This is a genomic window from Pseudoalteromonas sp. NZS100 (assembly GCF_015864815.1).
Classification (GTDB): Bacteria; Pseudomonadota; Gammaproteobacteria; order Enterobacterales; family Alteromonadaceae; genus Pseudoalteromonas; species Pseudoalteromonas distincta.
This window is the reverse complement of the sequence record NZ_JADYWM010000007.1, coordinates 65,383-86,042: the sequence shown is the minus strand read 5'-3', so window position 1 is coordinate 86,042 and position 20,660 is coordinate 65,383. Positions and strand designations below refer to the sequence as shown.

Annotated in this window: 21 protein-coding genes; 14 read left to right on the top strand and 7 right to left on the bottom strand. The window is 39.4% G+C overall.

Going from position 1 to position 20,660, the window contains the following annotated elements; translation table 11 throughout:
- Position 1: 1 nt before the first annotated feature.
- From I6E69_RS09295 to I6E69_RS09285, 3 genes are all read right to left on the bottom strand, one after another.
- Positions 2-469, bottom strand: a complete 468-nt coding sequence (locus I6E69_RS09295) for a MarR family transcriptional regulator (protein ID WP_002959150.1) — start codon at positions 467-469, stop codon at positions 2-4.
- A 133-nt stretch (positions 470-602) separates the two neighbouring features.
- Positions 603-1,487 (bottom strand): spermidine synthase, encoded by an 885-nt coding sequence (locus I6E69_RS09290; RefSeq protein ID WP_002959148.1) that lies wholly within the window; start codon positions 1,485-1,487, stop codon positions 603-605.
- On the bottom strand, positions 1,480-2,103 hold the full coding sequence (locus I6E69_RS09285; protein WP_039488814.1) for a fused MFS/spermidine synthase: 624 nt from the start codon (positions 2,101-2,103) through the stop codon (positions 1,480-1,482). The genes I6E69_RS09290 and I6E69_RS09285 overlap by 8 nt, the downstream gene beginning before the upstream one ends.
- A 168-nt stretch (positions 2,104-2,271) precedes the next feature.
- On the opposite strand from I6E69_RS09285, the gene I6E69_RS09280 reads away from it, so the two are divergent.
- From I6E69_RS09280 to I6E69_RS09225, 12 genes are all read left to right on the top strand, one after another.
- Positions 2,272-4,353 (top strand): TonB-dependent siderophore receptor, encoded by a 2,082-nt coding sequence (locus I6E69_RS09280; protein WP_197121109.1) that lies wholly within the window; start codon positions 2,272-2,274, stop codon positions 4,351-4,353.
- A 152-nt stretch (positions 4,354-4,505) separates the two neighbouring features.
- Entirely contained in the window at positions 4,506-5,159 is a 654-nt protein-coding gene (locus tag I6E69_RS09275) for a thermostable hemolysin (protein WP_002959142.1), read from the top strand.
- Positions 5,156-6,625 carry an AMP-binding protein gene (locus I6E69_RS09270; RefSeq protein WP_197121108.1) on the top strand — a complete coding sequence of 490 codons (1,470 nt, stop codon included), beginning with the start codon at positions 5,156-5,158 and terminating at the stop codon, positions 6,623-6,625. The genes I6E69_RS09275 and I6E69_RS09270 overlap by 4 nt, the downstream gene beginning before the upstream one ends.
- Positions 6,618-7,307 (top strand): TenA family transcriptional regulator, encoded by a 690-nt coding sequence (locus I6E69_RS09265; protein ID WP_138490150.1) that lies wholly within the window; start codon positions 6,618-6,620, stop codon positions 7,305-7,307. The genes I6E69_RS09270 and I6E69_RS09265 overlap by 8 nt, the downstream gene beginning before the upstream one ends.
- Complete coding sequence (locus I6E69_RS09260) at positions 7,304-8,074, top strand: SDR family oxidoreductase (protein ID WP_197121107.1); 771 nt, start codon at positions 7,304-7,306, stop codon at positions 8,072-8,074. The genes I6E69_RS09265 and I6E69_RS09260 overlap by 4 nt, the downstream gene beginning before the upstream one ends.
- Positions 8,075-8,095: 21 nt before the next feature.
- On the top strand, positions 8,096-8,743 hold the full coding sequence (locus I6E69_RS09255; RefSeq protein ID WP_039488809.1) for a hypothetical protein: 648 nt from the start codon (positions 8,096-8,098) through the stop codon (positions 8,741-8,743).
- 7 nt (positions 8,744-8,750) lie between these two features.
- A complete protein-coding gene (locus I6E69_RS09250) occupies positions 8,751-9,410 on the top strand; it encodes a response regulator transcription factor (RefSeq protein WP_197121106.1) in 660 nt (219 codons plus the stop codon).
- A gap of 26 nt (positions 9,411-9,436) precedes the next feature.
- Entirely contained in the window at positions 9,437-10,771 is a 1,335-nt protein-coding gene (locus I6E69_RS09245) for an ATP-binding protein (protein ID WP_197121105.1), read from the top strand.
- Positions 10,764-11,117: a cupredoxin domain-containing protein gene (locus tag I6E69_RS09240; RefSeq protein ID WP_039488807.1), complete on the top strand. Its 354-nt coding sequence runs from the start codon at positions 10,764-10,766 to the stop codon at positions 11,115-11,117. Before I6E69_RS09245 ends, I6E69_RS09240 begins: the two co-directional genes overlap by 8 nt.
- Positions 11,104-11,844 (top strand): hypothetical protein, encoded by a 741-nt coding sequence (locus I6E69_RS09235; RefSeq protein WP_039488806.1) that lies wholly within the window; start codon positions 11,104-11,106, stop codon positions 11,842-11,844. The genes I6E69_RS09240 and I6E69_RS09235 overlap by 14 nt, the downstream gene beginning before the upstream one ends.
- Complete coding sequence (locus tag I6E69_RS09230) at positions 11,841-12,557, top strand: hypothetical protein (RefSeq protein ID WP_197121104.1); 717 nt, start codon at positions 11,841-11,843, stop codon at positions 12,555-12,557. Before I6E69_RS09235 ends, I6E69_RS09230 begins: the two co-directional genes overlap by 4 nt.
- Positions 12,558-12,797: 240 nt before the next feature.
- Positions 12,798-13,007, top strand: a complete 210-nt coding sequence (locus I6E69_RS09225; RefSeq protein ID WP_002959120.1) for a cold-shock protein — start codon at positions 12,798-12,800, stop codon at positions 13,005-13,007.
- 446 nt (positions 13,008-13,453) lie between these two features.
- Here I6E69_RS09225 and I6E69_RS09220 read toward each other — a convergent pair whose 3' ends face one another.
- The 3 genes from I6E69_RS09220 to udk form a co-directional block, all read right to left on the bottom strand.
- Complete coding sequence (locus I6E69_RS09220) at positions 13,454-14,164, bottom strand: transporter substrate-binding domain-containing protein (RefSeq protein WP_197121103.1); 711 nt, start codon at positions 14,162-14,164, stop codon at positions 13,454-13,456.
- 293 nt (positions 14,165-14,457) lie between these two features.
- Positions 14,458-15,684, bottom strand: a complete 1,227-nt coding sequence (locus tag I6E69_RS09215) for a NupC/NupG family nucleoside CNT transporter (RefSeq protein WP_039488805.1) — start codon at positions 15,682-15,684, stop codon at positions 14,458-14,460.
- 17 nt (positions 15,685-15,701) lie between these two features.
- A complete protein-coding gene (udk, locus tag I6E69_RS09210) occupies positions 15,702-16,334 on the bottom strand; it encodes a uridine kinase (protein ID WP_024596281.1) in 633 nt (210 codons plus the stop codon).
- A 192-nt stretch (positions 16,335-16,526) separates the two neighbouring features.
- On the opposite strand from udk, the gene I6E69_RS09205 reads away from it, so the two are divergent.
- Both I6E69_RS09205 and deoD read left to right on the top strand, forming a co-directional pair.
- Positions 16,527-17,759: a phosphopentomutase gene (locus tag I6E69_RS09205; protein WP_149592761.1), complete on the top strand. Its 1,233-nt coding sequence runs from the start codon at positions 16,527-16,529 to the stop codon at positions 17,757-17,759.
- The gene (deoD, locus tag I6E69_RS09200; RefSeq protein ID WP_024596283.1) at positions 17,759-18,463 is read left to right on the top strand and encodes a purine-nucleoside phosphorylase; all 705 of its coding nucleotides are present in this window, start codon (positions 17,759-17,761) and stop codon (positions 18,461-18,463) included. The genes I6E69_RS09205 and deoD overlap by 1 nt, the downstream gene beginning before the upstream one ends.
- Before the next feature lie 751 nt (positions 18,464-19,214).
- Here deoD and I6E69_RS09195 read toward each other — a convergent pair.
- Complete coding sequence (locus I6E69_RS09195) at positions 19,215-20,105, bottom strand: tetratricopeptide repeat protein (protein WP_002959108.1); 891 nt, start codon at positions 20,103-20,105, stop codon at positions 19,215-19,217.
- Positions 20,106-20,660: the final 555 nt, after the last annotated feature.

Genomic DNA, 20,660 nt, shown 5'->3' with positions numbered 1-20,660 from the left:
CTTACTTATTAACTTGAATACATTTAAGGGCGTTTTGCTCCATTTTGATCAAACCAAATGCAATCGCATCTAGTTGCTCAACAGATAAACCGCTGTATAACTGATTTTTTATATCGGAAATAGTCTCTTGCAATGAATGTAAAATGGCATCACTTTGCTCAGTAAAATAGAGTCTTTTACTGCGCTTATCATGTTTGTCTACACGGCGAACGATTAACGATTGTTCCTCTAATTGCTTAAGCGTACGAGTCAATGAAGGCATTTCTATCCCTAAGCTATTAGCAAGTTCAAGTTGTGTTAGTCCCTCACCACGCATACTAATATGCATTAGTGCAGTCCAGCGCGATTGAGTAAGCCCTAAAGGCTCAACCGCAATGGTTACCGCTTCGCGGCATAAACGATGAACTCGGCCCATATTACCGATAACTGTTAAATCGAGTGTTTCGTGAAAAGGTTTGTGTGTAGGCATAGCCACCCCAACATAGTTAGCAAGCTAACTATTTTATCATTACTTAGCTTGCTAAGTAAATATGTGTAAGTGCGGGAAGTAGCAAAATATTTGCTAAACCTCACTTGTAAAAATGGTGAGGTTTAGCAGGAGTTTAAAAGTTAAGTAAATTAGCTGGGGAGTATTGATCGGTAAGTACTTTTGTATCTGCGGGCCAATCTTGATCGTTTTTAGTAAATTGCATAAATTGGCTAATCGCTTTTATGTCTATACCGTATTTTACTAATTTAGGGGCGAGAGCATTTACACGCGTGTTAATTTGCGCTTCGCTCGGCATTGATTTAAGTCCCGCTAAAATAATACGATTACTACGATTTTCGCGACTTACATTTATAAAGTCGCCAAATACAGCGTGGTAAGTTGCCGACTCATGTTCATAAAGTTTACTACTTGAAAACGTATTTGCAGCTATAACGCCGCCTTCGGCTAATACGCTTTGTACTTCTTCAAAAAACTCTTTAGTAAGCAAATGCTCCGGAATATAGTCGCCGTTAAATGCATCCAAAATAATCCAATCGTACTTTTGTTTTTTAATTGCGGCACGTTTTATAAAAATACGGCCATCTTGCACGCTTGATGTCACTAAATCGTTTTCTATAAAGTTAAAGTAATCGCGTGCAACTTTAGTTACTGCAGGATCTATTTCAACATTATGAATTTTTGCAGTGGGGTATAGCTCATGAATAACGTTAGAAAGCGTACCGCCTCCTAATCCTATAATAAGTACATTTTTAGGATTATCGGCTACTAAAAGGCTCGCAAAAGTAAGTTTAGTGTAATTAAAAACAAGTTTGTCGGGATTGTTTTTATACATACAGCTTTGGCTTGTTTGGCTACTTTTAGTATTAAATTTAAGGCAACGTAAGTCGCTCGTTTCTTCAACAATAATATTGCGATAAAGCGAGCGCTCTTCGTGGATAACTTTACTGCACGCAAAACCCGAAAATGCAATTAACGGCAGTAGTAAATATTTAAGCATGAGCAAGCTCCTTATTATTAGCCAAGGTATTAATTACAATCGCGACTAAACCCAGTGACCCAAGCGTTAGAGCAAAGGCGCTAATAATAGTATTTACGTCAAACGCGAGTACAAAATAAAACGAGGTAATTATAGTACCCAGTGCACTGCCAAGCGTACTTACAAAGTATAAACGCCCAGCCACTTGGCCGCTTTTATCGCTATCTGTTACCAGTAAGCGCACAGAGTAGGGCGAGATCATGCCTAAAATAACGGTAGGTATAAAAAATAAAGCAGTTGACGCTAAGAGTGAGCCGTAGCGACTATCTTCAATATGGGTAAATATAAATTCCATTATTGGCTGCGAAAATAATGTAATAGGCACCACCATAATGCTGGCTATTAAAAATATTAAACCATATTTGGTAAGTGATGCATTTTTAGTGCTGAGTTTGCCGCCAAGTAAATACCCAAAAGATAAACTAAGCATAAATACTGTAATTATACTGCCCCAAATATGTACGCTACTACCAAAAAAAGGGGCGAGAATTCTCCCTCCTAAAAGTTCAATCCCCATAATGCAAAAACCGCTGCAAAAAGCTAAAAAGTAAATTAACGCGTTTGTTTTTATGCTCATGTAATTATCGTTATGTAACTTAAGTAGAACACTATACTAACGTGATGACACGGCAGTCGCTAGTGCATTAATTAATCGCTCAGTGATTTTTTAAAAAGAAGTTTTGTTATAAAGTAACACATGCTACAATTTTGTTATACTATAACACTTTCTTAGTTAATCAATCACATGAAGTACTCTTTAATTTATTTAGCCTGCCTAGGAATTAGTGCGCCCAGTATTGCGCAAGATCCAAAAGAAGAAATCGAAAAAATATCTGTCACTTATAAACAAGCTTATCGCGGTGATATTCCTCAAAAGCAAATGCCACAATCTATAGTTAGTATTAATAGTGCTGAGCTTAATAAAAAAGGAATTACTCAACTACAAGATGCGCTTGATTTTTCAGCTAGTATTTCACGTAAAAACAATAGCGGTGCATTGTGGGATAGCTTTTCTATTCGTGGCCTTTCGGGTAACGAAAACATGCCATCGGGCTATTTAGTTAATGGCTTTAGCGGTGGGCGTGGTTTTAGCGGCCCGCGTGATGTATCTAACATTGATTACATTGAAGTACTAAAGGGCCCAGGTTCAGCACTTTATGGGCGATCAGAGCCAGGCGGGACTGTAAATATTGTAACTAAAAAGCCACAGTTTGATTCACAGGGTGAGATAAAGCTAAGCTTAGGCAGCGACAGTTTTAATCGCGTTGAAGGCGATTACACCAGCGGCATTAACGATACCACCGCGTTTAGAATAAATGGCGCATGGCAAGATAGTGACAGCTACCGCGATGAGGTATACACCAATAAAAAGGTGATTACGCCGTCTATATATCATCAAATAAACGCATCGACCAGTGTAACTTATGAGTTTGAATACGTAGATTTAGCTCAGCTATTCGACCGTGGTGTTGTCGTTCTCGATAACGATTTTGACACCCTACCAAGCTCGCGCTATTTAGGTAACCCAAACGATGGAGACACGCAGGTTTACTCTCGAGGCCACCAAATTACGTTAAATCACGATATTAACGAGGCATGGTCACTTGTTGTAGGTGCAAATTATCGAGACTCTAGCTTAACGGGTTTTTCGTCAGATGCAGAACTTGCACCATCGCGCCAATCGTTATTTGACGATGGCCGCACACTTACCCGCCAGCAGCGCTATCGCGACTACGAAGTAGAAGATTTAAGTGTAAAGTTTGAGGTAAGTGGAAGTTTAGATACAGCCGGCATTTCGCATCATTTATTAATAGGTATTGATGCATATAAATACGATTTGCGCACATCGCTTTCTCGTTATCGTGGCGGTAATGGCACTTATACTATTGATATTTTTGAGCCGGATTATTCTGGTGAACGTCCTGCTGTTTCGCTACTTTATGAAAATGATGAAGAGCAAAACGCTTACGGTATTTACATTCAAGATCAAATGGATATCACTGATAAGTTTAAACTTTTACTTGGTCTTAGATTTGATAGCGTAGACCAAGATATTTTAGAAACCAACAGCGGTGTGTTTTCAACCAGTTCTGAAAGCCAAATAAGCCCACGCGTTGGCGTAGTGTACGAACTAAATAATACAATAACCTTCTACAGCAGTTACTCTGAAGGCTTTTTACCACTGAGCGGTACTGATGCAAACGGCGACCCGTTTGGCTTTGAGTACAGCGACTCGTTTGAAGTTGGTGCTAAGTTTGAATACTTAGGTGTAAACGGTACTGTGGCATTTTTTGATGCTTCTAAAAGTAATATGTTAGTGGCAGATCCTGTAAACGTTGGTTTTTCGGCTCCCATTGGTAAAGCTGATAGCAAAGGGGTTGAGCTTGATTTAAATACCTATATTACCGATGCAACAGCATTTAACTTATCGTACGCCTATATAGATGCCACCACAGCAAACGACATTATTAATGCCGATTGGGGCGTGCCAATAGAAAAAGGCAGCCCACTGGTAAATGTACCAAAAAACAATCTAAACCTTACACTTAGCCATCAAACAGCATTAATGGGTAAAGAGCTTGAATTTGGTGCAAGTTACCAATATACCAGCAGCCGCCTAGGTGATGCCGCAGATTTGAGCTTTAGACTACCAAGTTACCAATTGGTCGGCCTGTTTGGTCAATTAAATTTAACAGATAAAACAGAGCTAAATGTGAGCATTAATAACATTTTTAATGAAGACTACGATCAAAGTAGTTACAACGCTTTGTGGGTTTATCCGGGGGCGCCTACGCAATTTAAAATGTCGATAGCTTATAATTTTTAATAGCTTAGCTTATTAAGCTTTTAAACAGTTTTCATCCTAAAGCGCCTTAATTTAATAATTAAGGCGCTTTTTTATTTAAATTAAGGTTTCTTAAGTTTTCTTTAAGTTTCGCTCGCTAAGTTACAAACATACACTTTATATGAGCGATGTTTATGCAATTAGCACACCTACCTTCATCACCCGTTTATATTCAAAATAACTCACGCTTTGTTAGTGCTCGCGTTAATGATGAGCATAGAAGTGCGTTAGAAAACACAGTTAAAGAAGGGTTTTTAGTCGCTTATAACGCCACGCTTACCTCTTTTATGCCATTACTTTGCCAATACACGACAAACGAAGGGCAATGCACATTGGGTTTAAGGCAAGCAACAGCTCCTCTATTTATAGAGCAATACTTAGCACAGCCCATCGAGCATTTTTTACCTGAGAACACACAGCGTAATAAAGTATTTGAGCTTGGCAATCTATGCTCTACACATCGCAAAGCAACGCTTGGGCATTTTATTGTTGTTAATGAAGCCCTGCAAAGTGTAGGTGCTAAACATTTAGTATTTTGCGCCACTAAAAAAGTACGTGCACTGCTGCGCTTATTAGGCGTTAACTGCACTGAAATTGCTGTGGCAAACAGTTTTGTTGTGGAGCATCCGCTAAGTTGGGGAAGTTACTACGCTAACCAGCCTACCGTATGCGTTGTGAGTTTAGAGCAAGCTCACCAACAAGTATTAAATACCCCAATGCTTTATAGTTTGATGCAGCAAAATCACTCAAATATCAATTCTTTGGTAAATGCGTTGGTGAATGTATGAATTACTATAATACCCATGCAATATCGCCATTAATTATTGCCCATAATAAAGAGCAAACACTTGAAATTAACGGTGATGAGTTTAACCAGCAAATACAAAAAATAGTAAAAATACTACATAGCTTTAACGGCAAATGTATCGCTTATAAGCTCGATAATACGCCAGCTTGGCTTGTTATTGATGCCGCTACTGCGGTTTCTAATAAAGTGGCTGTGCCAATTGCTCACTTTTTTAGTGAACAACAAACTCAATATGTACTAGCGCAATGCGGCGCTAATATATTTATGAGCGACATACCAAACCCTTTATTTGGGGAGCCGACCGCATCAATTACTTTATTTGAGTGTTACACATTATATATTTACGAAATTGTTGTAGCTAAACCCGTCAGTTATTTTCCAGATACTCAAAAAGTAACATTTACGTCAGGATCGACTGGGCAACCAAAGGGCGTGTGTTTATCTGCAAATAGCCAAATGCAGGTAGCTCAATCTCTGTGCGATAAAATTAATATTAAAAAGCCTGTGCATTTATGTTTATTGCCGCTTGCTGTATTGCTTGAAAATATAGCCGGTGTGTATGCCCCTTTAAAAAGTGGCGGTACAGTGCATTTAATGCCGTTAAATGAATTAGGCTTTGTTGGTACTGCATTAAAACAGCCCGCACAGCTTATAGCTGCTATTGATAAAGTTAAGCCAAATACGCTTATTTTAGTGCCTGAACAATTAGCATGCTTAGTTACTTTTGCAGAAGATGGGTGGCAACCGCCTAGTTCGTTACAGTTTATTGCCGTAGGTGGTGCGCTTGTCAGCGAAATGCTAATAGTAAAAGCACGTAGCTTAAACTTACCGGTGTATCAAGGTTATGGGCTGTCTGAGGCGGCATCTGTCGTTAGTTTAAATACACCCACAAACGATAACATCCATAGTGCCGGCTCTGTGTTACCTCATATTCAAACCAAAATTGAAAATGGCCAGCTTTTTATAAAAGGCGATTTGTTTTTAGGTTACTTAAACCATCAACCTCACAACAAAGACCAGTGGTATGCAACCGGTGATCTAGTAGAGCAGCGTCAAAATACTTTATTTATTAAAGGCCGATTAAAAAACCTAATTATTACCAGCATGGGGCGTAATATCAGTGCCGAGTGGCCTGAATCACTATTACTCAGTCAAAGCGGTATTTTACAAGCCGTTGTGTTTGGTGAAGGCCGACCTTTTCTCAGTGCCATTATTTACGCCGATACAAAGCTAAGTAACCCAGTGTTAGCGCAGTACATTAAGACAATTAATAAACAACTACCCGACTATGCACGAATTCAAAAATGGCATCGTTTAGCTGCCCCATTAAGTGTGCAACAAGGATTATTAACAACAAATAATCGCCCAAAACGAGATGCCATAAGTAAGCAGTACCATGCTGTGTTTGAGCAATTTTACCGACTTGGAGAAGTAATTAATGAGTGATTTTTTTAACACCCTTAAAGAGCAAACTAAACAAGAGCAAAACTACCTGCTTGCAGCGCCGATTATTCAGCGTGTTTTTAAAGGCGAAGCATCACTTGAAGAATACGCCTCGTTTTTAGCGCAAGCGTATCATCATGTTAAGCATACTGTGCCATTAATGATGTCGGTTGGTGCACGATTAACCGACGATCAAGAATGGCTGCGCGAAGCCGTCGCAGAATATATTGAAGAAGAGATTGGTCATCAAGAATGGGTACTTAATGACATTGCAGCCTGTGGTTTTGACAAAGAAACAGTACGGTGTAGTCAGCCGCAATTTGCTACCGAAATGATGGTGTCGTATGCGTACGACTCCATTGCACGTAAAAATCCGTTGAGCTTTTTTGGCATGGTGCATGTGCTTGAAGGCACTTCTATAGCGCTTGCGGACGGCGCCGCTTCAAACATTGCAAATGCTGTGGGCTTACCTAAAAAAGCATTTAGTTATTTAACCTCTCACGGCGCACTTGATATAGAGCATGTAAAGTTTTTTGAAAACCTAATGAACCAAATAACAGACGAGGCGGATCAGCAAGCCATACTTCATGGTGCAAAGCGCTTTTATCGTTTATACGGCGATATATTTCGTGGACTCGATGACGAACCATTTTTTAAAGCACGTGCACAAGGCAAATTGGCATGAGTAGTTCTTTGTGTGTGCTCACTGGTGCTACAGGCGGAATAGGGCAAGCGATTGCTAAAGCCCTATATGCAAAAGGGTGGAAGTTACTACTTGTAGGGCGAAATACCCAAGCCCTTGAGGAGTTGAGCCGTGCATGCCCAGACAGTGAAATATTTACGGGCGATTTAACCGACGATACAACACGTATTAACCTAGCAATAAAAGCCAAGCAACTCGGCGGCGTTAAATTACTTATTAATAATGCAGGTATAAATACAATGCAAAGCCTTGAGCACACAAGTAATGAGCAAATAGATAATATGCTCATTACTAATCTGTCGGTGCCTATTAAATTATGCCAGCTATTTTTAGGACAGTTAGCGTATACCAAAGGCACTATTGTTAACGTGGGATCATCGTTTGGCAGTATTGGCTACCCGTTTCAAACGCTTTATTGCGCCAGTAAATTTGGTTTACGTGGCTTTACAGAAGCGCTATCACGTGAGTTGAATGGTTCAGGCGTTAAAGTGACCTATTTAGCACCAAGAGCAACAGATACATCCATTAATAGCAGTAAAGCGCGGGCAATGAATAAAGAGCTCGGCAATAAAATGGACTCGCCAGAATTAGTTGCTCAAGAGTTATTAGCTCTTATAAGTTCAAACCAAACAAGGCGCTTTATTGGTTTTCCTGAAAAATTATTTGCACGCATAAATGGCGTATTCCCAAGCGTTGTTGATAACGCTATTGCAAAGCAACTTCCTAAAATTAAACGTTTTTTAAGTTAACAAACACACAAAGGCAAAATTATGTATAAATTTACACTCGCATTTTATTTAATACTAACCTCTGTATTTGCAACTGCAGTACACGCAGATGAAGCGCAAGACTTAACCGATATTCAACAAAAGTGGGCAATTGCTAATTACGAACTTGAAGACGATGCGCAAATAGACGCGTTTACGCAACTAAGTGAGCAAAGCGCATTATTTGTTAAAAACTATCCAAGCTCAGCGCAAACACATATTTGGAATGGCATTGTGTTAGCTAGTTTTGCTGGCGCAAAAGGGGGCTTGGGCGCACTTGGTTTAGCAAAAGAAGCAAAAGCGTCACTCGAAAATGCACTCTCGATTGATGGCACTGCACTAAATGGCTCCGCTTACGCAAGCCTTGCAACGCTTTATAGCAAAGTACCTGGTTGGCCAATTGGTTTTGGTGATGACGACAAAGCTGAAAAATTATTTAAACAAGCGCTCGCTTTTAATCTCGAAGGCATTGATACTAATTACTTATACGGTGAATACTTGTATGACGAAGGCGATTATAAACAAGCTAAAGCGCGACTACTTGTAGCACAAGCTGCTGGGATTCGTGATACTCGGGCAAAAGCAGATAAATATCGTCAACAAGCAATAAGTCAGTTATTGGCAAAAGTAGATAAAAAATTAAAAAGATAAACACATAATGCATTTATTACTCGTTGAGGACGATCATTTAGTGGCGCAAGGGCTTATTCGCTCTTTGCGCCAAGAGGGCTACAGCGTAGAGCACAGTGGCACAGTAAAACACGCCCTAGAGTGCCTTTCTAGTGGTGATATTGAGCTTGTTATTCTCGATTTAGGATTACCTGATGGCGACGGCTCGCAAGTTTTAAAGCATATTAAAGCGCAAAAAAAAGTAATACCAGTGGTTATTTTAACTGCACGCGGCAGTATTGACGACAAAGTCCAAGGGCTCGATATGGGGGCAGATGATTACCTTGCAAAGCCGTTTGACCCCGCTGAGCTATTTGCCCGTTTACGTGTAGCAAGCCGGCGCATTAATCAAACACAATCAAGCTTATTACGCTGTGGTGATGTAGTAATGGATACTTCTGCTCATACAGTTAAACTAAGTGGGCAGTCACTTACACTACCTCGAAAAGAATACATGCTTTTAAAAGCGCTGATGGAAAATCAGGGAAGGGTACAGTCAAAACAACAACTCGAAAACAAACTTTACCAATGGGGTGAAGAAGTCGGCTCTAATGCCATAGAGGTGCATATTCATCATCTTCGTAAAAAATTCCCTAGTGATTTTATTAAAACCTTACGTGGCATTGGCTACGTGGTTGGTAAGCGTTAGAGTGTATTTGTTTTTCGAGGTTGAAAATGTCAATTCGTAAACGTCTGACCTTAATTTTACTTTCAATGATGGTGCTAACTTGCTTTTTAGCATTAGTAAAAGGCTATCAAAAAAGTATGCACCACGGTGAAAGTTTGCTTGATGATGAACTTAAAATAGTGGCTGGCGTTTTAATTGAGCAACCATTGGCACTAAGCACAGATGCAGTACAAGTCAGTAATAATAGCGCTCAGTTGTTGTATCAAATTTGGCAAAATAATAATTTACTTAGTGGCTCATCGAGTTTAACGAATAACCAAATTAGTTTTAGCGAGGGCTTTCAAACAGCCAATGTAGCAGGGCAGCGTATGCGGGTATTTGTGATGAGTAAAAACACCCGTAAAGTCATTGTTGCTGAACCTATGGCAAAGCGGTTTGAATTAGCTAAAGCCGTTATTTTATCTGCAATGTTACCAATGCTATGGGCAGTCCCTCTGCTTGCTATTTTTATTAGCTTTTTTGTTAAATACGCATTAGCCCCTCTTACTCGATTATCTAAGCAGTTGGCGTCTCGCCAAGCGAACGACTTTACGCCAATTAACTGGCAAGTAACCGACGAGGAAATTAAACCGGTTATTAATCGTTTAAACGACTTATTTAAACGCGTAGAAACGGCCTACTTACGGGAGCGTTTTTTTGCCTCAGATGCAGCTCACGAATTACGTACCCCGCTTAGTAGTTTAAAAATTAATGTACATAATTTGGCTAATAAACAAAGTAATCTGCAAGACCATCAAGAATTACAAGCTATGTCGCAGGGCATTAATCGCTTAAGTAATATTGTTGAGCAAATGCTAATTTTAGGACGCACTCAGCCTGAACAATGGCAGAGGCAATTTAGCGAACAATCATTGCTAACGATTACTCAGCAAGTCGTATCGGAGCAATACGACAAAATAGATGAAAAAAACCAAACCATTAGCCTTGAAGGCGATGATTTTGTTATTAATGGTGATGATTTTGTTATTAATGGTGATGAGTTTACATTAACCACGCTTATCGCTAATTTACTTAGCAACGCCATAAAGTACACACCCAATAATGGTCAAATTATAATTAAATTAGCATCAAGTAATAACGGCTTTAGTTGGCAAATTGATGATTCTGGTGCGGGTATGACTGAAGAGCAAAAAGAGCGAATATTCAATCGCTTTTATCGCGTAGGTGGCGATCAGCATCCATCAGGCGAGCAAGGTGCTGGTTTAGGTATGGCGATTGTTCAACACATAATTGCTATTTATGGTGCAAGTATTCATTTAGCGAATAGCCCTTTAGGTGGGCTAACCGTTAAGGTTACTTTTACAGGAGTAAAAAGTGACTAAACGTTTATTTAATCAGTGCCTTTGTTGTTTGCTATTTTTGTCGTTTAACGCGGCGAGTAAAGAGTACCTTATTATTTTAAAAGATCACTTGTTTTACCCCTCACAAATTACCATTCCCGCGAATAAAAAAGTAAAACTATTGATAGAAAACCAAGATAGCACACCAGAAGAGTTTGATAGCTTTGATCTAAACAGAGAAAAAGTACTCTACCCAAACCGTAAAAGCATTATTTATATAGGGCCGCTTAGTAAAGGGTATTACGAATTTTTTGGTGAGTTTTCGCCCAATACAGCAAGGGGCGTTGTAATAGTTGGTGATGAGGAGGCGCAGCATGCTAATAACTAGTTTAGTCATGAGCCTTAATCAATTACTACCTGTGGCTATTTTATTAGTGCTACTACAAGTAGTTAAAAAACAAAGCGCTTTAAAAATAGGATCTGCTTTACTAATTGGCGCGCTCATGTCGTTTATGTACATGCAAAGTGCATCATGGGTGAGCCAGTGGTTTGAACACCAAGGGCTAGAGTACTCACAAATAGGGCTCTGTATTACTATATTTATAGCCGTATTAGTATTTGCAATAAAGCAAAAATCAGCGGCTTTTTATATTGCTGTTATAAGCACAATAACATTGTATTTAAGCCACTATATTATTTACCTCACCAGCTTTTGGCAAAGTAATGATGCAGGGCAAAGCTTATTTATTGGCACTTTATTAGGTGTTGGAATTTGTTTAAGTTTTAGCGTATTGCTGTACTTTTTAATGAATGCAATTAAGCACCGCTTTGGTATGTATCCGCTTTTTACTTTGCTTGCTTTTAACAGCGCGGCTAAGTTATTAGTTGCACTGGATTTGGCAAGCCAAATAGACTTAATTACCAACACCGCAACCGTGTGGGATTTACGCGATGTATTAAGCGAAAACTCTGAGCTCGGGCGCGTACTGCGTGCCCTTGTTGGTTACGAGGCCACTCCTGATCTAATGAGTGTACTTATATATAGTACTAGTAGCGTGATATTTTTATCACTTTGTTATGTTATTTCGGCTTCAATGTCTAAGGAACGTGTATGAAAGCACTCAACCTATATTTAGCGCTTAGCTTTACCGTTTTTTGTTTGTTGGTACTTTCAATCCCAGCAAAGGCCGATGGAATTGTTGTTGATAAGGTATATCACCCCTATGTTTTACCTTTTGAGCGAGAGTTTGAATGGCGGTTAGTGTCGCACCAAACAGATAGTGGCAACATACTAGCGCAGCGTTTGGGTGGTGGCGGTGCTATTAACGATACAATGGCACTAGAAGGTTACATAGTTGGTGAGCGAGATGACAACGGCGACTTTGGTTTAGAAGCTTATGAGCTTGAACTACGCTGGCAATTAATTGAGCAAGGTAAATTATGGGCTGATTGGGGGGCATTATTTGAGCTTGAAAAAAAACATAATGAAGATGTGTATGAAGCAACTTCGGGTTTTGTGATAGAAAAAGAGTTTGGTAAAACAAGCTTAACTATGAATGCCTTTTTAGTGTACGAGTGGGGGCAGGATATTCAAAATGAATGGGAAAGCGAGTTTAGAGCACAATATCGCTATCGCTATCGTTCTGCTTTTCAGCCATCTATTGAAGTCTACGTAGGAGAAGACTTTGTCGGTATAGGGCCTGGTTTTATAGGTTTACAGCGCTTTGATGGGCAAAAGCAGTTAAAATGGGAAGCGGGTTTTATCACTGAGATAAGTCAATCAGAAAAAAATCATAGTTTTAGGCTCGCATTAGAATTTGAATTTTAATAACCAAGGAAAGCGGTTTTGGTTGTTTATCACCCTGATTATAGATAGGTACTTGACATATTTTAAAAAATCTATATAGTGGGCTGCAGCTAGAAAGAAAGCATGTAAGCTATAAATCTCCATTTCGATGTTGTATAAGTAATACTTGTAGTACCGTCCTGAAGTTTTTAAAGTACCATCTCATTTTTTGCTACACCCGCTCTTATGAGCATATTTTTTATTTTATATCAGGATATTACAATGTCTAACATCGTATCAGGTACAGTTAAGTGGTTCAACGAGTCTAAAGGTTTTGGTTTCATCGAGCAAGAAAATGGCCCAGACGTTTTCGCACATTTCTCAGCAATCAAAAGCGAAGGTTTCAAAACTTTAGCTGAAGGCCAACGTGTAGAGTTCACTCTTTCACAAGGTCAAAAAGGTCCACAAGCTGATAACATCACAGCTGTATAATTTTACTTTTTAAGTAAAATGAAAAAAAGCGCTTAAGGCGCTTTTTTTGTGTCTGAAATTTGACATAAACCAAGCAACGCCTGTTATTAGCCCCTCCTAGTATTTGTTTGTCTATTCTTCTAAGCCATTCTTTTAAGCAATTGTGTTAATGCAAGTGAGTTTAAGCTTGTGATTAATACCGCCCATTTCTCTTCTTATAATTTTTTAAAAAGAAAATAGATCTAATTTTTGGCTCATATTTACAGTAATGCATCAGCTGGAACCTTTGACTATAAAGTGGGAAAGGTGCTGTAAGGCTGCAAAAATTACCTATTTGTGCGCATGCTAAATTGCATCGAATTTAATAAGTAAGTAGTTGTGTGTCATAAAGCGATTTAACAAAGAATATAAAAAGTTAAAAATGAAAGATGATTTTGTCGCCCATAAGCATACTTACCTTCAATGATTTATCTTTCATAAGGGAGCCCTTTTTTTTGCTTTATTTTTAAAAAAGCAGCTTGCAGTGCTTCTATTAAATGCATATCTGTTTTTTTATTCGCAGCTAAATAAGCATCAATTGTTAGCTCATCTATTTTATAAATAAACTTTAAGTGTGCCGGTTTGAGCTTTAGGTAGTCGCTCATCTGCTTCATATATAAAGGATCATCTACAATTAAATCTACTTTTTTAGCGAGTAGTAAAGAGTATGACTTTTGAATATCAGAGGTTAAAACAACTTCAAACCCCAGTTTTGCGAGGGTTTGTGTTGAAAAGTCATTACGCTGCATAGCAATTTTGTACACTTTGGCTTGTTCAGTAGTGTTTATAATAAGATCATCTCGCTCTGATAGGCCAATAAAGCCTAGTTCAAAACGTCCGACAGGTCCTATCCAATAAAATTTGTCTTCTCGCTCTACAGTGCGTGCAAGGCTGTATATAAAGGTATTTTTAAGCTCATCTGCAATTTTATAAGCACGTGCCCAAGGGTACATTTGAATGTTAGGTGTTAGATCAGCCTCAGCAAATATATCTCTAATAAATTGAGTACCTTCACCTGCTACCTCACCATCAATCAACACTTGGTTTGGCGGTGCTAACTCTGTAACAACAAGGATGGGTTCTTTTGCTTGAACATACACAGAACAAATTAAAAAAAAAGAATAAAGAATATATTTCACAATAGCGGATCGTTAGTCGGTTAGCTTAAGTAATATAAGTGTGGCTGAAAATACGAAAAACACAAAAAATATTTATGTGAATTTGTTACTAAGATATTGGTTTATTTGAGTTATATATAACCATAAATAAGGTTAAATAGCTTGAAGGTTGGAAGTGTATAAATCTGGAAGGCCTAAAACGATAAAAGGGCCTTGCGGCCCTTGGTGAAGTATCGTTCAAGTCAGATAGAGCTTTAACCCCTTAAAGCGCTATCCTCTTGTTTTGCAACACCGGTGTTCATCTCAATAAGTTTCTAAGCTAGCGAGAGGAAAAACCCAGCAATTGCTGCGCTCATAAGGTTAGCCATAGATCCTGCTAACACTGCTCTGAGCCCTAAGCGTGCGATATCCTTCCGCCGACTAGGCGCCATACCGCCTAACCCACCTAGTAAAATGGCTATCGATGATAAGTTAGCAAAGCCACATAGAGCAAAAGTAACAATTGCTTGTGTGTGCGCGCTTAACGTATCGCGATAATTTATAAAGTCTAAGTAAGCAACAAACTCGTTCACTACTATCTTTTGACCAATAAAGCTGCCGGCTATAATTGCTTCATCCCATGGCACACCTAGTAACCATGCAACAGGAGCAAATACATAACCTAATATTTCTTGAAGCGTTAATGTTGGGTAATCAAACCACCCGCCAATACCACCTAATAAACCGTTTAGTAGTGCAATTAGCGCTACAAAAGCAAGTAACATTGCACCTACATTAAGTGCTAAATGCATACCGTTTGCTGCACCTGATGCAGCTGCATCAATTACATTTACAGGCTTATCTTCGTCATCTAAATCTAAATCAGCTAAGTTATCTTTAGGCGTTTCAGTTTCTGGCACAATCATCTTGGCCATTAAAAAACCACCTGGAGCAGCCATAAAGCTCGCTGCTATTAAATACTTAAGATCTACGCCAATAATAACGTAACCGGCCATTACAGAGCCTGCCACAGTGGCTAAGCCACCTACCATCACTGCAAACAATTCCGATTTAGTCATTGTTGCTATAAATGGCTTAACTATCAGCGGAGCTTCAGTTTGGCCAACAAAAATATTTGCCGTTGCTGAAAGCGATTCTGTGCGAGAGGTTTTCAATAATTTTTGTAAACCGCCGCCTAAAATCCTAATTATCCAATCCATAATGCCAAGGTGATACAACACAGCAACAAGTGCTGAGAAAAACACGATAACGGGCAAAACTTGGATCGCAAAAATAAAACCTAATGTGTCTTGTGAGGCAAGTGGGCCAAACAAAAACCCAATACCGTCGTTTGCATAACCAATAACCGACGATACGGCTGCTGACATGCTCGTTAACACATTTTTTCCTGCTTCAAAAAACAGGACAAAACCGCCAATAACTACTTGCATCGCAAATGCTATACCAACGGTTCTTAAATTAATTGCCTTGCGATTAGTTGATGCCGCAAAGGCAATGCTTAGTAGCACACACATGCCCACTAAGCTCATAAATGTTGTCATACAAATGTTTCCCGTTGTTATTCTTGTAGTAAATATTTTATCTTACTTTTTATTATATCAATCGCAACGCGGTTCATACCGCCTCGAGTCACAACTAAATCTGCGTTATGCTTAGAAGGCTCAATAAATTGATAAAACATCGGTCTAACAGTTGCTTGATACTGCTCAACAACAGATTGTAATGTTCTGCCTCGTTGCTCCATATCACGTTGCATACGACGCATTAAGCAAATATCTAAAGGCGTATCTATAAACACCTTAATATCAAATTCTTTATTAAGCGCTTTGTCACTCAATAATAAAATACCTTCAACAATGAGTATTTTAGCAGCAGGCACTCGGCGAGTTTTCTCGCTACGTGTATGCTGTGCATAATCATACGTTGGTACTTCAACTGAATTTCCACTACGAAGCTGTGTTAAATGCTCAAGCATTAACGCATGTTCAAATGCATCAGGATGGTCGTAATTCGTTTGCGTACGATGCGCCATCGGTAAATGCGACTGATCCTTGTAGTAAGCATCTTCTTCAATAATGGCGATAGCGCCTGGTTCAAGCTCATTAACCAATTCATTGTATATAGTTTGGCTAAAAAGAGATTTGCCCGACGCAGACGCGCCTGCAATAGCTATAATAGTAGTTCGTGTCACTAAAGTTCTCACCCACACAGAAGGATATATTGTTGGTAGATCACAATAGCAAAAAAGACACGATTAATCTCTTTTGCTTCGCTTAAGAATGCAAATTTATAATGTTTAGGTTTTATGAAACAGGACTTTTGTCCTGTACGGAAAAATCGATCAGCGGATAAAGTAACCACCTAGAATCAAAGTGAGGTCAAAATGGCAAGAGCAATTATCTTAATGGCAGATAGCCTAGGAATCGGTGCAGCACCAGATGCAGATAAATTCGGCGATCTTGGGGCTAATACATTCGCTCACTTACTAAAAGCATATTACGACGAAACAGGCGCTGCATTATCGCTTCCTAACCTATCAAAACTTGGGTTAGTGGATGCATGTGAAGCTGCCGGTGGAGAACCGTGTTTAATTTCAGACCGCCAAGCTTCTCAAGGAGCATGGGGTTACGCTAAAGAATTATCTAGCGGAAAAGACACGCCATCAGGTCATTGGGAAATGGCAGGAGTACCTGTGTTATTTGATTGGGGATATTTCCCAAAAACACAGCCAAGTTTCCCACAAGAATTTATAGACGAGTTTATAGCTCGTACTGGTATTCCTGGCATTTTAGGCAACTGCCATGCATCGGGAACAACCATTTTAGAACAGCTAGGTGAAGAGCACGTAAAAACAGGTAAACCAATCTGTTACACCTCAGCTGATAGCGTGTTTCAAATAGCCGCGCATGAAGAGTCATTCGGCCTAGAGAAGCTTTATCAAGTTTGCGAAATCGCACGGGCGCTACTTGATGAAATGAATATAGGACGAGTGATTGCGCGGCCATTTTTGGGTTCAAATAGCCAAGACTTTGCTCGAACGGGTAATCGTCGCGACTATTCAGTGCTTCCGCCAGCGCCAACATTGCTAGATGTGTTAGCAAAAGACGGCGGCGAAGTAATTAGTATTGGTAAAATTTCAGATATTTACGCGCATCAGGGCATAACCCAAAAGCATAAAGCACCTGGGCTTATGAACTTGCTAGAAAAAACCAGCGAAGTAATGAAAAGCGCACCAGAACACAGCTTAATCTTTACTAACCTAGTTGATTTTGATGAAAAATTTGGTCATCGCCGTAACCCAGTAGGTTATGCAAAAGCATTAAAAGAATTTGATGACTATTTACCAACTATACTAAAACAGTTAAACGCAGATGACATATTAATGATCACTGCAGATCACGGTTGTGACCCAACCTTTCCAGGTTCTGAGCACACTCGCGAATACGTACCGGTTATTGCATATAAACCAGGTATGAGTAACACACCACTAGGTGAACGCAACAGCTTTGCAGATATCGGTCAAACACTGGCACAGTGGTTTAACTTATCTGCGCTTGATTACGGCGACAGCTTTTTAAATGAGCTAACAACGCCAAATAAAAAGGAAAACAATTAATGAGTACTCCGCATATCAGTGCAAACGTTGGTGATTTCGCCGAAACAGTATTAATGCCAGGCGATCCGCTACGTGCGCAATATATTGCTGAAAACTTTTTAGATGATGCAGTACAAGTTACAGGTGTTCGTAACATGTACGGTTTCACTGGTACTTACAAAGGTAAGCCAGTAAGCATCATGGGTTCAGGCATGGGCATTCCATCAATGTCTATTTATGCACGTGAGCTAATTGTAAGCTTTGGCGTTAAAAATATTATACGTATTGGTACGTGTGGCGGTATTGGCACAGATATCAAAATTCGTGACGTAATTTTTGCACAAGGTGCAAGCACAGATTCAAACGTAAACCGTGCACGTGTTCGTGGCTACGATTTTGCTGCTATTGCTAACTTTGACTTACTTTTAAACGGTGTAAACGCCGCTAAAGAGCTAGGAATAGAAGCAAAAGTAGGTAACGTATTTACAACCGACACTTTCTACCAAGCAGACGACTCGTTCTATAAAGACTTAGACAAGTTAGGCATGCTAGCAGTAGATATGGAAACAGCCGGTTTATATGGCGTTGCAGCTGAATACGGCGCAAACGCAATGGCATTATTTACAGTAAGTGACCACGTAATCACCGGTGAAGCAACACCTGCTGATGAGCGTCAAAGCACGTTTAACGAAATGGTTAAAATTGCATTAGAGTCAATAGCTTAAATAATACATAACAGTTCCTTGGTAACGTATTCACTAAGTTTTGGAGACACGCCCAAAGTGAAGTGAGACTAACCTCCAAAGCCGCATTTTATGCGGCTTTTTTTATGCTTGAAGAAAATGGGTAGCATTTAATTCAACCATCTAAAAACTTCGTTTTTAAACGCCTGCAAGCAGCGCGTCTACAAGTGAATTTTAGCCACCGCGTTAAGTTTTCCACGTAGGCGCTAAGCTTGCTCGCGCGAGAAGCGCAGCTTCTAATTACTTAATCACCCATCCTAAAAACTACGTTTTTAAACGCCTGCAAGCAGCGCGTCTACAGGTAAATTAAACTGCTGAGTGTAAGTTTTCCACGTAGGCGCAGAGCTTGCTCGCGCGAGAAGCGCAGCTTCTAATTACTTAATCACCCATCCTAAAAACTACGTTTTTAAAGGCCCGCAAGCAGCGCGTCTACAGGTAAATTAAACTGCTGAGTGTAAGTTTCTCAGGTAGGCACTAAGCTTGCTCGCGTGAGAAGCGAAGATTAATCACCCATCCTAAAAACTACGTTTTTAACCGCCTGCAAGCAGCGCGTCTACAGGTAAATTAAACTGCTGAGTGTAAGTTTTCCACGTAGGCGCTAAGCTTGCTCGCGCGAGAAGCGTAGCTTCTAATTACTTAATTACACAACAAACTTTACCTTTAAAAACAAAAAAAGGGCCAAGGCCCTTTTTTATGGTGTTGCGCCTAATCATACAGGCCAAATTCTGAGTGCTTAAACAACTTCACCAGCCACTATCGTATTAAAGCTGTCGTTGTCATGCAGGCTTGCAAATGCGCTCTCGTGTAATAATTCATTACGTAAGTTTGGAGAGTATTCAAGTGCCATTTTAATATCGGCTAATGCATCAGCATGTTTGTGCGTTAGTGCATAAGCACAGGCTCGTTGCCAATAGGCATAACCATAGTCACTATCTATATCAATGGCTTGGTTACACAGCTCAATGGCTTGTGCTGTTTCGTTTATTTCTAGTAATGCATCGGCTTTATAAGCAATGGCTTCAACATCTTCAGGTTTGCGATTAAGTATTTCATCAAAAATTTCAATTTTATTTGCAAAATCACTTTCTAGGTTTGCGCGCATCCACAACGAATGAACTTCGTTAGTCACCGATATGCGCTCTTGGTTGCTGAGTATTTCTTCTGAGCGAACGCGTAGTTTTTCTTCAAGAATTTTTAATCGGTCTTCATACTCGTCTGTAATTACACTCACACGCGTATTTACAATATCTTCTACTTTATTTTTAACATCGCGCAACGAGTTCCAACCCACTAAAACTAAAATCGACGCCGTAGCGGTAATTATAAAAAACACATTATTAATGGTATCGGTAGTGTACGTTAATGCGCGATCGGCAGTATCAAGCTGCGCATGAGTAACCTGCTTAGTTACATCTTCACGAAGCTTTTGCTGATCTTGCCTAACTGCTTTTAGCTCATCTAATATGTAACGCTCCATTAGCGGCTTATACATAGGCTCTTTGAGTTGTTGAAGAGCTTGTTGCTCTTGTTGTGCTGTAGGTGAAGCTGGTTGCTTTTCAGCAGAGTTCACTATGCCTGAAAACAAAGTTAAACAAACAAAAAGTACAGATAGGTAATAACGCATTGGTACGCCTAATTAAATTAATTACTGTAATAACTTTAACATGCAGGGCTTAATGGCACTAGGGCGTGTTGTTCTTTGTGGATTAAAATTGACCTAATTTAGGTAGGAGCAATAGTTGTAAAATTTATTTAGCCTAGTGAGCTTAGCAATAATAGGGTAAAGCGTGAGCATATTACCCATGCTCAGGTAATTTGAGTAAAAATAGGCAAAAAAAAACCAGCTCAAGGTGAGCTGGCAAAAACTGCTTAAAACAACAATATGTCGTAGGGATTCACAGGAGAACAACTTCATACTAACTGAATCTTTATGAACAAATACTTAATTCAATTCAACTAGTTAAAAATATAAGAATACTCAAAGTATTCGGTTTATAAAGTAAAGGTGCATTGGGCTTAAGTAATGCACCTTTATCATTATAACTATCTAACTACAATTTCATGGTGAAGGGGGGTATTCCAATGTGCGCTTTAGTAAACTAAAGCCACTTTCAAACCCTTCACATACCATTACGCCGAAATTTTTCAATTCGATCACAGGTCTAGTAAAAAGATTAAG